The organism is Peptoniphilus ovalis, assembly GCF_018919265.1.
GTDB classification, from domain to species: domain Bacteria; phylum Bacillota; class Clostridia; order Tissierellales; family Peptoniphilaceae; genus Peptoniphilus_A; species Peptoniphilus_A ovalis.
The window spans coordinates 90,313-104,505 of sequence record NZ_JAHLQO010000004.1 but is presented as its reverse complement, the minus strand read 5'-3'; the positions used below and the strand labels follow the sequence as shown (position 1 = coordinate 104,505).

The window sequence follows — 14,193 nt, the reverse complement described above, 5'->3', positions numbered from 1 at the left end:
CTAATACATATTAAATTTTATAGATTTTTAAATATATTTTCTAAAGATTTTTTTAAATTTGAATTTTCTTTTCCTTCGTTATAATACTTTATATCATCTTTAACTTTATATTCTTCGCCCTTTAGTGCTGCTTCAAAAGCATTTTTTGATTCAGCTATTTGGAATCCATAGTCCATTAATTCTGCTGTTAAACCAGTCATTAAAGTTGTATCTCTTGAAATCATTGATTCCTTTAATTTAGGAATTATATCGACAATCTTTTCTCCTGTTTTTACTGCGTGATTGTGAGAATTTTTAAATCTTTCTGGTGCATCTAAATTTTTAATTTTAGATACTGTGTTTTCAATTTGAGAAAATAATTTATTTGTATTTGCAATTATTTCGTCTTTAGTTAGCTTAGATTCTTTTTCAAAGAAATTAGTTTTAAGTTCAGTGTAATCTCTATCTAAATCTTTAAATAAATTTGTAAATCCATCTACATAAGAAGATTCAGCTTCAGTTAAGTTAATTCCAAGAGATTTATTTTTTGTAATGATTACCTTGAAATTTTTCGCATCCCAATCTACATCAGCGTTAAGATTTTCTGCAACAAATCTAAGTGGCACGAAAGTTCTATCTTGTTTAATAACTGGAGCTACATCAAGTTCTACATTTTTTGAATTAACAAGGGCATTTTTTGCTCCAATTGTAAGTTTAATATTTGTGTTATTGTCTTCAATAGTTACTTCTCTAGTGTCATTATTCCATTTAACAGAATATCCCAAAGTTTCTGAGATAAATCTAATAGGAACTAAAGTCCTGTCATTTTCAATAAATGGTTTTACATCAGTTTCAATAATTTTTCCATTGTATTCTATAATTGGTGTTCTCGCTGCAAATACATTTGCACTTAGGAAAAATGCTGTTAAAATAATTAGAATTGAAAATATTTTATTCTTTTTCATTTTTTACCTCCATTATTTAGAATTAGTTGTTCCAAATTTCTTTTCAACATAAGTTAGATTAGTATCCTTATCGCCATTAAGTTCTATAAAAACTCCTTCTCTTTCAGTAGGAACTACATCGCCGTTTTGGTCATCTTTATAGAAAACAATATATTCTTTGCCAGGTGAAAGTGTCTTAGGAATAGTAATGTCTATTTTTGATAAATCGCCTCTATAATCTCTTATAAAAGTTGCATTGACTCCTTCAGCAGTAGAAGTTTGTAAGCGAAGTCTAGATATGTAATCTGACTCTTTAATAAGGCCGTCAATTAATTCTTTGTCAAAATTAGATGTAGATAAATTTTCTTCTTCAGTTTCATTTGCAGAAGTCTGTGTAGATACTTTAGAAGCACTATTTGTTTTTACATCAGTTTTAGTTTTATTTCCACAAGCCATAAGGCCTAGAGATAAAACAATTGATAATAATATTAACGTTATTTTCTTCATAATTACCTCCAATTTAGTTCATTATACCATAAACGTTCTATCAAAAAAATTATATTAATTTTAAAATAGTAATAAGAATGATATAATAAAAAGGGTGATATAATGCCACTTGATGTAATTTTTATTTTAGATAAATTAAATGAAAATTGCTTTGAAGCTTATATTGTTGGAGGATGCGTAAGAGATTATTTACTTGGGAATACTCCAAATGATTATGATATTACAACTTCAGCAAGACCAGATGAAATAAAAGAAGTTTTTAAAGACTTTAAAACTATTTTGGTGGGCGAAGCTTATGGAACTGTTGCTGTTATAATTAATGGTATAAGTTATGAAATCACTACTTTTAGAATTGATGGTAAGTATTTAAATAATAGGAAACCAGAAAGTGTAGAATTTTCAGATAATTTACTTGAAGATTTAAAAAGACGTGACTTTACAATTAATGCAATGGCAATGGATAGAAATAAAAACTTATATGACCCTTTTAATGGAAAAAAAGATTTAGCTGAAGAAATTATTCGAGCAGTTGGAAATCCTTACGAGAGACTAAGAGAAGATGCAATTAGAATTTTAAGGGCAATAAGATTTTCTGGAAGATTTGATTTTTATTTAGAAGAAGATTTGCACGAAGCAATTTCTAATGAAAGAGAACTTCTTAAAAATATATCTGTTGAAAGAATTTTTGACGAGTTTAAGGCCATGATAACTGCTGATAATCCATCAAAGTATTTACTACTTATGGAAGAGACAGGAGTTTTAACTGTTTTATTTCCTGAACTAAAAAGGACAATTGGCTTTAATCAACATACTCCTTTTCATGACAAGACACTTTTTGACCACTTAGTCCTTACAACAGATTTTGTAAAAGGTGATTTAGCTTTAAGGCTTGCTGCGTTATTTCATGATATTTCAAAAGTCGACACATTTTCAATTGGCGAAGATGGGAGAGGTCATTTTTACGGTCATGAAATTTACGGGGCAGAACTTTCAGAAAAGATTTTAAAGAGGTATAAGGCATCTAATAAAATTATTGAAAAAGTTAAAATTTTAATTTCAGATCATATGAAAGTTCATTCTGAAATGACTGATAAGGCTCTTAGAAGACAAATAAAAAGAGTAGGAAGAGAAAATGTCCTAGATTTATATGATTTAATGATTGCTGATTGCATGGCGACTAGGACAGATAGAGATGCAAGCTTTATTATAAAAAGAAAAAATAGGGTAAAAGAATTATTAGAAGAAAAAGAAATGAAATCTAATAAGTTTTTAGAAATAGATGGAAATACAATAAAATCTTTGGGATTTCAAGAAGGGAAAATTATCGGAAAGATTTTAAAAGATTTAGAAGAAATAGTATACGACGATCCTTCAAAGAACAACAAAGAATATTTGACTCTATATATAAAAGAAAATTATAGGTGATGTAATGGGAAAATTATTTGGTACTGATGGAATTAGAGATATAGCTAATAAGGGGTTAAATCCAAAACTGTGTTATGATGTGGGAAGAGCTGCAGCCTTTGTACTTGCAAAAGATAAAAAGGGAAAAGTCTTAGTTGGAAGAGATACTAGGCTTTCGGGAGATTTAATTGAATCAGCTTTAATCAGTGGATTTATGAGCATTGGTCTTGATGTAGATGTTGCAGGAATTATTCCGACTCCAGGAGTAGCTTATTTAACAAGAACTGGAGATTATCTATGCGGAGTTTCAATATCAGCATCTCACAATCCCTTTGAATACAATGGAATTAAATTCTTCTCAAGCGAAGGGCTCAAGCTTGACGATTCAATAGAAGAAGAAATTGAAGAGAAAATTTTATCAAGTACGAAAATTTATAAAGACGTCACTGGAGATGAAATTGGGAAAGTAAACAGATCCGATGAATTTGTTAATAAATATAAAGAGTACTTAAAGGGTCTAACTGAGGAGAGCTTTGAAGGAATAAGAGTTTCAGTTGATGCAGGAAATGGTGCACAATACCATATTGCTAAAGAAGTGCTAGAAAGTTATGGAGCAACTGTAAATATTATTAATGATGCTCCCAATGGCAAAAATATAAATGACAATTGTGGCTCAACTAATCCAGATTTAATAGTTGATCTTGTAAAAAAAGATAACTTTCAAATTGGAATGAGCTTTGATGGAGATGCAGATAGAATAATTGCTGTTGATGAACTAGGAAGAGTTGTAGATGGTGACCATATCCTTGCAATAGTTGCTACTTATTTAAAAGAAGAAGGAAAACTAAAGAATAATACTGCAGTTGGAACTATTATGTCAAATATGGGACTTAAGAAATATCTAGAATCCATTGATGTCAAGTTTAGTGAGACTAAAGTTGGAGATAGATATATATTAGAAAATATGCTTCAAGAAGGCTATGTAATAGGAGCAGAACAATCAGGTCATGTAATATTCTTAGATTATAATACCACTGGAGATGGATTAGCTACTGGAATTCACCTTCTTGAAATAATGAAAAAGACTAAAAAGAAATTATCTGAGTTAAACGACCTTATGAAGGATTATCCTCAAGTTCTTAAAAATGCAAAAGTTAGAGCTGATTTAAAATATAAATTCTCAGAATATGAAGAAATTACAGATAAAATAAAAGAAATAGAAAAGCATTATGATGGAAATGGAAGAATAGTCATAAGACCTTCTGGAACAGAAGCCTTAGTTAGGGTAATGATTGAAGGAAATGACCAAAGTCTTTTAGAAAAAGACGCAGACAAATTAGTTAAATTAATAGAAAATAAATTAAATTAGGAGTTCATATGTACAAAATAATTAGCGATTCAAGTTGTGACTTAACAAAAAAGGAAATAGTTGAAATGAACATTGAATATGTTCCTTTTATAATTGAAGTGGACGGCGTTGAGTATAAGGATGATAATAATTTAAATATTGAAGGATACCTAGGTAAAATGGAGAATTCAAAAAATCCTATAAAGACAGCTTGTCCATCACCTTATGATTACTTAAATGTAATAGAAAGAAATTTAGACAAAGATATTTATATTTTGACAATATCGTCTAAACTTTCAGGCTCATATAATTCTGCAAAAGTTGCAGAAAAGGAAGCTAAAGAAAAACATCCTGATATTAAGATTCATGTAATAGATTCAAAATCAGCTTCAGCAGGACAAACTAGAATAGCTTTAAAAATGCTAGAAGTTTTAAAAGAAAATGATTTTGATAGCACTATTAAAATCATTGAAGAATTTGTAGACAATCAAAAGACTATGTTTGTACTAGAAAGCTTACAAAATTTAATTAAAAACGGAAGAATTAAAAAGACAACTGGACTTTTAGCAAATGTTTTAAATATTAGACCTATTATGATTGCTAATAATGGAGAAATTGAGCCATATGAAATTAGTCGTGGTACAAAAAAATCTCTAGACAAAATGGCAAAGGCAATAGGATCTTTAAAAAATGAAAAAGATTTAGATATAGTTACTATTTCTTATGTTAGAAATAAAGAAAGAGCTGAAAAATTAGGAGAAAATATTAAAGAACTTTATAAAAATGTTAAAGTTCATATAAGACATACAAATGGATTATCTTCAGGTTATGCCGACTTGGGAGGTATTGTAATAGCTTATTGAGGTGAGTATGAATAAAAATACTGATAGAGAAAATAAATTTGAAAATATTATAAATAATGCTATTAAAAACGAAAACTTTAAAGAAATCGGAGATTTAATTGAAGGGGGAATTGATACTGCTTTAGACTTCACTAGAAAATCTCTATCAAAGATAGTTGGTAGAGATTCTTCGAAAATTCCCTATTCAATACAAAATGACGATAGAGTTATAAATCAAAGTCCAAAGGCTGTTAAACAAATTAAAACTTGGGATACATTGAGTAAAGTTTCAATTGGTGTTCATCTTTTTATCTTGGCTGGACTTCTTATGGATGCTGTCAGTTCATTAAGTGCACCTAAATCTATAATAGAAAACTTAATTCTTATGGTTGTTTGGATTATTCCAGCATTAGCCGCTTCATTTTATGGAGTTAGAAAGGCAAAACGTACAAAGGATTTATTAATAAGATTTAGAAAATACAATCGTGAAATAGGAAATAATACTGTAATTCCTGTGGCAGATCTTGCAGCAATTACTGCAAAACCAATAGAATTCACTATAAATGATTTGCTTGAAATGATAGACAAAGATTATTACAGACAGGCGAGAATTGTAGAAAATGGTGAGCTTTTTATACTTGACTCTAAGACTTATAAATTATATAAAGAACATCTTTTAGAATTAAATGAGTCAAATAATAACAGTGAAGTTAATGAAGATATTCAAAGTTTAATTAATGATGCTAAGATTCAAGTTACTAAACTTACTAAAATATCTGAAGAAATTAAAGAGCCAATGAGTTCTAAAGTTCGTGAGATTTTAAATATTACTGTAAAGATTTTTGAACTACTTAGAGAAAATCCAAATACAGCTTCTGATTTAGATAGGGCAGTTAAATATTACCTACCAACTACAGTTAAATTATCAGAGTCTTATATTGAAATGAGTGAAAAACCTACTGAATCAGCAAAATCATCTATAATTGAAATAGAGAACACAATGGATACAATTAAACAAGCCTTTCTAAAGCTGCTTGATAATTTGTACGCAGAAAAAGCTATGGATCTTTCAAGTGATATTAGCGTTTTAAAAAATATGCTAAGACAAGAAGGTCTTTTAGATGAAGATGAATTTAAAATTGGGAGGTAAATATTTTGGAAAGAGAAATTAAATTATCCCTAGATGGAGCAGAAAATTTAGAACAAGAAAATGAGATTGTAAAAATTGATGACATTGATGAAAATAAAGCTGAAGTAAAACTTTCTCCAGAAGAACAAAAGCAAGTCGATGAATTTGCAGAGATGATAGATCTTACAAATTCAAATGTAGTTCTTCAATATGGAGTAGGAGCTCAGAGAAAGATTTCTAATTTTTCGGAAAAGACTTTAGAATCAGTAAAAACTAAAGATTTAGGAGATGTGGGACATTTACTTAATGATGTTGTAACTGAACTAAATAGTTTTGATATTGATGAAAATGACAACAAGCTTGTTGGATTCTTTAAAAAACAATTTAACAATGTATCATCTCTAAAAACTAAATACGACTCTGCAGAAAAAAATGTAAATGCAATTATTAAGTCACTTGAAAATCATCAAGTAACTCTAATGAAAGATATAGCAACTCTTGACCAAATGTATGAGTTAAACGAGTCATATTATAAAGAACTTAGCATGTATATTTTAGCTGGTAGAAAAAAACTAGAAATCGCAATGAATGAAGAGCTTCCAAAACTTCAATCAAAGGCAAATACATCAAATCTTCCAGTAGATGCACAAAAGGCAAATGACTATGTAAATATGATTAATAGATTTGAAAAGAAACTTCACGACTTGGACTTAACAAGAATGGTTTCACTTCAAATGGCTCCTCAAATTAGAATGGTGCAATCTTCTAACACAGTTATGGTTGAAAAAATTCAATCTACTATTGTAAACACTATTCCACTTTGGAAGTCACAAATGGTTATTGCACTTGGAGCTAATCATTCTAGGGAAGCAGCTAAGACTACAAAAGAAGTTACTGATTTAACGAACAAACTCTTAAAGAAAAATGCAGAGACATTAAAACAAACTACAGTTGACACGGCAAGATTATCTGAAAGAGGAATTGTTGATATGGAAACTATAAAATATACTAATGATCAACTTATTCAAGCCCTAACTGAAGTTCGTGAAATTCAACGAGAGGGCCATAAGAAGAGAGAAGAAGCAAGTGAAGAGCTAAGAAAAATAGAAGAAAATTTAAAAAACTCACTTAGAGATATAGCAAATAAATAAAAAACACCTCCTTATAGGAGGTATTAAGTCATTAGATAAACCCACTATAAAGCTCACAGAATTTCGCTTTTATAGTGGGTTTTTACTTTTTGACACTTTGAAAGCTTCTCATAAGAGACTTTTTTATATTCTTTTAAAATGTTTTTATATTCTTTTTACTATATCTTCTTTTTTATATTTAGGAACTACATAATTTCCCTTATCATCTAAATAATATGACTGATCTTCGTCAATTTCAATCTCTTTAATTGATGATTCTACAATTGGATAGCCAAAGGCAACTACAACTTCGCATGAATAATTTTCATCATAACCTAAAATTTCACGTATCTTTGCATCTTTTACACTTCCAATGATACATGATCCAATTCCTTTTTCTGCAGCAGCTAGAGTTAAATTTGAAATCACTAAACCTTCATCAATTCCATTAAATCTTAATTTTCTCTTTTCATCAGTTAGAATTGCTACAAAGTAAACTGGTCTTTCGCCTTCTTTAGGTGTAGCAACATCACGGGGAAGAGATGCAGCCCATAGAGAATTTTTAAAAACTTCTAAAACCTTTTCTTCGCTTTCAATTGAAATAAATCTTAAGAACTGTCTATTGTTTGCACATGAAGCAAATTTAATTGAGTCTAAAATTTCTTCGATGTCATTTTTATCAATCTTTTTTGATTCGTTAAATTTCCTATAAGTTCTTCGCCATTCTAATAATTTTTTTAAATCCATATTAACCTCCATCACCAAAATTTTCTTGTTTATTAAATTTTATATTATTTCACTAAAAAATAAAATATATTAAAGAGAAAAAGCAAAAAAATTAATATATAATGATTATTTTGTATAATTTGGGTATAAATCAATCAAACGGATTTATCTAAAAGTATGTTTAATTTCTTAGTTTTCCAACAAATTTTTATATTTTTATCGTTTGAGAAAACCTTTGACACTTTAGATAAGTTGTTGTATACTGTAATTATTGTATACCGGTTTGGTACAATTTTTATTTAAAATGAAATTGGTAACATGTAGTATTTTTTTATTTAAGAAGGAGGAAAATATGTCAAATATGTACAAGACTACTGCAGAACATGAAGAGCTTCGTAAAGCTATAAGAGAATTTGCAGAATCTGAGATTAAGCCACTTTCTTTTGGCCTTGATCAAAACAATGAATTTCCAGAAGAAATCATCAAAAAAATTGGTGAAAATGGTTGGATGGGACTTCCTTATTCAGAAGAAGAAGGCGGAGCAGGAAAAGATGTTATTTCTTATGCAATTGCTGTAGAAGAATTATCTAGAGTAGATGCAGGTGTTGGGGTAGTTTTATCAGCTCATACATCACTTGGTTCTTATCCTATCCAAGCTTTTGGTACACAAGAACAAAAAGAAAAATATTTAGTTCCACTAGCTAAAGGGGAAAAGCTAGGTGCTTTTGGTCTTACTGAACCTAATGCAGGTTCTGATGCAGGGGGAACTGAAACAACAGCTGTTCTTGAAGGAGATTATTACATTTTAAATGGTAATAAGATATTTATTACTAATGCTCCAGCAGCTGATATATATGTAGTATATGCTGTAACAACTCCAGGAATTGGAACTCACGGTATTTCAGCATTCATTCTTGAAAAAGGAATGGAAGGATTTACATTTGGAGACCACTATGACAAATTAGGTATTAGATCTTCAACTACTGCTGAACTTCAATTTAACAATGTTAAAGTTCCTAAAGAAAATCTACTTGGTAAAGAAGGTCAAGGATTTAGAATCGCAATGCAAACACTTGATGGCGGTAGAATCGGTATCGCTTCTCAAGCTCTAGGAATTGCACAAGGTGCATATGAAGCTGCACTTTCTTATGCAAAAGAAAGAGTTCAATTTGGTAGACCAATTGCTTCTCAACAAGCTATTAGATTTAAGATTGCTGATATGGCAACTAAAATTAGAGCAGCAAGACTTATGATTTATTCAGCTGCTGAAATGAAACAAAATCATGAAAATTATTCAATGGAAGCTGCAATGTGTAAGACAGTTGCATCTGAAGTTGCAATGTGGGTTGTAAATGAAGCACTTCAAATTCACGGTGGTAATGGTTACCTAAAGGGAATGGATGTAGAAAGATTCTTCAGAGATGCTAAGATTACTACTATTTATGAAGGTACATCTGAAATTCAAAGAGTTGTAGTAGCAAGTCACCTAATAGGTAAAGCTCCTAAGAAAAAAGGAAAAGCTGCTGCAATTGATAAAAAAGCAGGTCCTATTACAGGAGAAAGAAAGAGAGAAATCATCAAGGCTGATACTGCTGAAGAAGCTGTAGAAATTCTTGTTAAAAACCTTAAGAAAGATGGTTATGACTTCTCAGTAGGTATTGATATTGATACTCCAGTTTATGATGCTGAAAGAGTAGTTGCTGTAGGTAAAGGTATCGGTGGAGAAGAAAATATGGATATGGCAAGAGAACTTGCTCACGCTGCTGGTGCTGCACTAGGTGGATCTAGACCTGTTGCTGAAACTATGAAATTAATTCCTCTTGAAAGATATGTTGGTATGTCAGGACAAAAATTCAACGGAAATCTATATATAGCTTGTGGTATTTCTGGAGCTAACCAACACTTAAAGGGTATTAAAAATGCTTCAACTATTGTAGCTATCAACAAAAATGCTGGTGCTCCAATATTTAAGAACTGTGACTATGGTATTGTTGGAGATATGTTTGAAATTATGCCACTTCTTGCAGAAGCATTTGGTACTGGTGAAAAAGATCCAGCTCCTCCAATGAAAAAAGTTAGAAGATCTAAACCAAGAAAATTAGCTCCTAACTACAAAGTAATGGTTTGTCCAGGATGTGGATACGAATATGATCCAAACTTCGGTGATCCAGAAGGAGAAATCGATGCTGGTACAGAATTCGATAGATTACCTGATGATTGGACATGTCCAGAATGTCAAGAAGAAAAACAAAACTTCATTGAAGAAGAATACCCAGCAGATAGAAAATAAAGGAGGAACAAATGTATACTGTTAGAAAAGTTACAGATGATATATATTATGTTGGTGGTAATGACCATAGATTATCATTGTTTGAAAATATATTCCCTATTCCTGAAGGAGTAACATATAACTCATATGTACTAAAGGATGAAAAAAATGTAGTATTTGATACTGTTGATTGGTCAATTGCTAAAGATTTCTTAGAAAATGTAGCAGAAGTTCTTGATGGAGAAGATCTTGATTATCTTGTAATTCACCACTTAGAACCAGACCATGCTGCAACAATTGATGAAATTGTATTAAGATATCCAAATGTTAAAGTAATTGCAAGTGAACAAGGCTTTGAATTCATGAGACAATATGGATTCCATGTAAGCGAAGAACAATCAATTATCGTTGAAGAAGGAGATACTATTTCTTTCGGTAAACACGAATTTATATTCTTAGAAGCTCCAATGGTTCACTGGCCAGAAGTTCTAGTAAGTTTTGATACAACTGATGGAGTATTATTCGCAGCAGATGCTTTTGGTACTTTCGGAACTTTAGACGGAAAACTATTTGCTGATGAAGTTAATTTCGAAAGAGATTGGCTTGACTCTGCTAGAAGATATTTAACTAATATCGTAGGTAAATATGGACCATTTGTACAAGACGTTCTTAAAAAAGCTTCAACTGTTGATATTAAATATATCTGTCCACTTCACGGACCAGTTTGGAGAGAAAATATTGGATGGTTTATTGATAAATATGACAAATGGTCAAGATATGAACCAGAAGAAGAAGGAGTTATGATTGTTTACGCATCCATGTATGGAAATACAGAACGTGCTGCTCAAGCTCTTGCAAGTAGACTATGCGATAAGGGAATGACTAATGTAGTTGTACACGATGTAAGTAACACTCACATGTCATATTTAATCTCTGATACTTTTAAATATTCCCACATTGTCATTGCATCAGTAACATACAATCTAGGAATTTATCCAGTAATGAAGAACTTCCTAATGGATCTTGAAGCTCTTAATGTACAAAACAGAACTGTTGGTATTATCGAAAATGGTACTTGGGCTTGTACAGTTGGAGATAAGATTGAAGAATTTATTGATGAAAATCTTAAATTATTTGATGTACTTCCAGAAAGAGTTACTATTAACTCAGCTTTAAATAAGGCTAACGAAAACGACATGGAAGCTTTAGCTGATTCAATTATCGAATCAATGGCAAAAATTAGAGAAGTAAAAGAAAAATCTGCAAACTAAAAATACCTAACCAAATCGGTGTGGATGAATAGATTAAATTCGGCTGTCTATGGATGCAGCCGAATTTTTTATTTTATAATCTTATTGAATTATCGCCATTTATGCAATAAAATATACAAAGATAATTAATGTGATATACTTAAATAAATAATATAAAGGAGGCTTTTATGGAGCAAAATATCTATTTAGATAAAGAGCGACTGGAAAGTTCCAAAACAACGACAAAATCTTTGGGCGAATCTATTCAAATAGATGATTTAAAAGAAAAAGTTGTTGAATTAAATAAAAAACAAATGGAACCAGGTTTTTGGGATGACAATGATTCAGCTCAAAAAGTTATAAAAGAAACTAATCACTATCAGAATAAAGTTAATCAATATGAAGATATTAAAAGTTTAATAGAAGATGCAGAAGATTTAATTACTCTTATGGAAATTGAGGAAGATTATTCGTCATATTCAGATTTTCAAGAATTAGTTGATGAGATTGAAAAGAAAACTTCAGCTTTTAAACTAGATACACTTTTAAATGGAGAGTATGATTCTCACGATGCAATTCTTTCAATTCACGCAGGAGCAGGTGGAACTGAAGCTCAAGACTGGGCAAGTATGCTTTTAAGAATGTATACAAGATATGCTGAAAACAAGGGATTTAAAATTGAAACTCTAGATATTTTAAAAGAAGATGAGGCTGGAATCAAATCAGTTACTTTGAAAATTTTAGGAGACAACGCCTATGGATATTTAAAAGGTGAAAAGGGAGTTCACAGACTTGTAAGAATTTCTCCTTTTGATTCTAATAAGAGAAGGCACACTTCATTCTCATCAGTGGATGTTTTCCCAGAACTTGATGATGATACAGAAGTTGAAATTAAAGAAGATGAAATTAAAGTAGACACTTATCGTTCATCAGGAGCAGGCGGACAACACGTAAATACTACTGACTCTGCAGTTAGAATTACACATATTCCAACAGGTATCGTTGTTCAATGTCAAAACGAAAGAAGCCAAATTCAAAACAGAGAAAAGGCAATGAATATGTTAAAGGCAAAACTTATAGCCCTAGCAGAAGAAGAAAAGAAAGAAAAAATCGAAGACTTACAAGGAAATTATTCACAAATTGCTTGGGGTTCACAAATTCGTTCCTATGTTTTCCAACCTTACACAATGGTTAAAGACCACAGAACTAATGTAGATGTTGGTGATGTAAATAAGGTTATGGATGGAGATTTAGATGTCTTTATAAATGCTTATCTTCAAGATAAAGCTACTGAAGAAAGTTGAGGTTAATATGGCAAAAGATGTAATAATTGCACTTGATTTTCCAAATGGAAGAGATGCTTTAAGTTTTTTAGAAAATTTCAAAGAAGAAGAAGTTTTTGTAAAAGTTGGAATGGAACTTTTTTATAAAGAAGGTCCAGAAATTGTTAGAAAAATAAAAAAACTTGGTCATAAGATTTTTCTTGATTTAAAAATTCACGACATTCCAAATACATGCGCTGGTGCTACAAGATCACTTTTATCTCTTGATGTAGATATGATTAATTACCATGCTGCAGGCACTGGTAAAATGCTTAATGAAGCTTCAAAATTAATTAAAGAATCTAATAAAGAAGTAATTAGTCTTGCAGTTACTATGCTTACTTCAACTGATGAAGATACAATGCATGATGAAATAAAAATCGATAAAGATTTAGTCCTAGAAGACGTTGTGCTTTCATATGCAAAGCTTTCAAAAAATTCAGGTCTTAGCGGAATAGTGTGCTCTGCATTAGAAGTTCCTAAAATAAAAGAGGCACTTGGAGAAGAATTTATAACAGTTACACCAGGAATTAGAAAAGACAAAAATAATTCTGATGACCAAAAAAGAGTAGTAACTCCAAAGGATGCAAGAAAACTAGGATCTGACTATATCGTAGTGGGAAGACCTATTACAAAAGCAGAAAATCCACTTAATGCTTATAGAGAAATTAAAGAAGAATTTTTAGGAGGCAAGTAATGAAAGAAGTAGCAAAGATTTTATTAAAGCAAAAAGCAGTAACTCTTTCTCCAGATGATCCATATACATGGGCTTCAGGAATAAAATCTCCAATATATTGCGACAATAGACTAATACTTTCTTATCCAGAGGACAGAGATTTAGTTGAAGATTCACTTGTAAAACTTATTGAAGAAAATTTTGAAAATGTAGAATACATTATGGGTACTGCAACTGCAGGCATACCTCATGCTGCTATTATTGCAGATAAAATGAATCTTCCTATGGGATTTGTAAGAAGTTCAAACAAAGACCATGGCAAGGGAAATAAAATTGAAGGTGCAAAAATTGAAGGTGCAAGAGTTGTGGTTATTGAAGATTTATTCTCAACTGGAGGATCTTCTATTGAAGCAGCAAAAGCTTTAGTAGATGAATCCTATGAAGTTTTGGGAATAGTAAGTATATTTACTTACAATATGAATTCTGCCAAAGAAAACTTTGAGAAAGCTGGATTTAATCATTATTCACTTTCAAACTTCGATGAATTAATTGAAGTTGCTCATGAACTAGATTATATAAAAGAAGATCAAATAGAAAAACTTAAAAAATTTAGAGATAATCCACAAGACTCAAGCTGGATGGACTAATAGTTTCACTTAAAAATAAA

At 30.7% G+C, this 14,193-nt stretch carries 13 protein-coding genes; 10 read left to right on the top strand and 3 right to left on the bottom strand.

The genetic code is table 11. From position 1 onward, the window contains the following. Nucleotides 1-17: 17 nt before the first annotated feature. Nucleotides 18-944 carry a copper amine oxidase N-terminal domain-containing protein gene (locus tag KQI68_RS06205; RefSeq protein WP_216549264.1) on the bottom strand — a complete coding sequence of 309 codons (927 nt, stop codon included), beginning with the start codon at nt 942-944 and terminating at the stop codon, nt 18-20. A gap of 12 nt (nt 945-956) precedes the next feature. Continuing rightward, nucleotides 957-1,430, bottom strand: a complete 474-nt coding sequence (locus KQI68_RS06200) for a hypothetical protein (protein ID WP_216549263.1) — start codon at nt 1,428-1,430, stop codon at nt 957-959. A 102-nt stretch (nt 1,431-1,532) separates the two neighbouring features. Between KQI68_RS06200 and KQI68_RS06195 the strand changes: the two genes are divergently transcribed. Genes KQI68_RS06195 through KQI68_RS06175 form a run of 5 tightly spaced genes read left to right on the top strand, consistent with a single transcriptional unit; the run spans nt 1,533 to nt 7,304 of the window. Then, complete coding sequence (locus tag KQI68_RS06195; protein WP_216549262.1) at nt 1,533-2,855, top strand: CCA tRNA nucleotidyltransferase; 1,323 nt, start codon at nt 1,533-1,535, stop codon at nt 2,853-2,855. 4 nt (nt 2,856-2,859) lie between these two features. Further along, nucleotides 2,860-4,203, top strand: coding sequence for a phosphoglucosamine mutase (glmM, locus tag KQI68_RS06190; protein WP_216549261.1), 1,344 nt, complete (start codon nt 2,860-2,862; stop codon nt 4,201-4,203). A gap of 8 nt (nt 4,204-4,211) precedes the next feature. Beyond that, nucleotides 4,212-5,045, top strand: coding sequence for a DegV family protein (locus KQI68_RS06185; protein WP_216549260.1), 834 nt, complete (start codon nt 4,212-4,214; stop codon nt 5,043-5,045). Nucleotides 5,046-5,052: 7 nt separating this feature from the next. Beyond that, nucleotides 5,053-6,174 carry a 5-bromo-4-chloroindolyl phosphate hydrolysis family protein gene (locus KQI68_RS06180; protein WP_216549259.1) on the top strand — a complete coding sequence of 374 codons (1,122 nt, stop codon included), beginning with the start codon at nt 5,053-5,055 and terminating at the stop codon, nt 6,172-6,174. A gap of 5 nt (nt 6,175-6,179) precedes the next feature. Continuing rightward, nucleotides 6,180-7,304, top strand: a complete 1,125-nt coding sequence (locus tag KQI68_RS06175; protein WP_216549258.1) for a toxic anion resistance protein — start codon at nt 6,180-6,182, stop codon at nt 7,302-7,304. A 144-nt stretch (nt 7,305-7,448) separates the two neighbouring features. Here KQI68_RS06175 and KQI68_RS06170 read toward each other — a convergent pair whose 3' ends face one another. Next, nucleotides 7,449-8,030, bottom strand: coding sequence for a nitroreductase family protein (locus KQI68_RS06170; RefSeq protein WP_216549257.1), 582 nt, complete (start codon nt 8,028-8,030; stop codon nt 7,449-7,451). 331 nt (nt 8,031-8,361) lie between these two features. Between KQI68_RS06170 and KQI68_RS06165 the strand changes: the two genes are divergently transcribed. The 5 genes from KQI68_RS06165 (at nt 8,362) to pyrE (ending at nt 14,173) form a co-directional block, all read left to right on the top strand. Further along, nucleotides 8,362-10,299: an acyl-CoA dehydrogenase family protein gene (locus tag KQI68_RS06165; protein ID WP_246541266.1), complete on the top strand. Its 1,938-nt coding sequence runs from the start codon at nt 8,362-8,364 to the stop codon at nt 10,297-10,299. An 11-nt stretch (nt 10,300-10,310) separates the two neighbouring features. Beyond that, nucleotides 10,311-11,549, top strand: a complete 1,239-nt coding sequence (locus KQI68_RS06160; protein ID WP_216549256.1) for an FprA family A-type flavoprotein — start codon at nt 10,311-10,313, stop codon at nt 11,547-11,549. 167 nt (nt 11,550-11,716) lie between these two features. After that, nucleotides 11,717-12,832, top strand: coding sequence for a peptide chain release factor 2 (gene prfB, locus KQI68_RS06155; protein WP_216549255.1), 1,116 nt, complete (start codon nt 11,717-11,719; stop codon nt 12,830-12,832). A 7-nt stretch (nt 12,833-12,839) separates the two neighbouring features. Beyond that, complete coding sequence (pyrF, locus tag KQI68_RS06150) at nt 12,840-13,547, top strand: orotidine-5'-phosphate decarboxylase (RefSeq protein ID WP_216549254.1); 708 nt, start codon at nt 12,840-12,842, stop codon at nt 13,545-13,547. Next, entirely contained in the window at nt 13,547-14,173 is a 627-nt protein-coding gene (gene pyrE / locus KQI68_RS06145) for an orotate phosphoribosyltransferase (protein ID WP_216549253.1), read from the top strand. The genes pyrF and pyrE overlap by 1 nt, the downstream gene beginning before the upstream one ends. Nucleotides 14,174-14,193 lie beyond the last annotated feature (20 nt).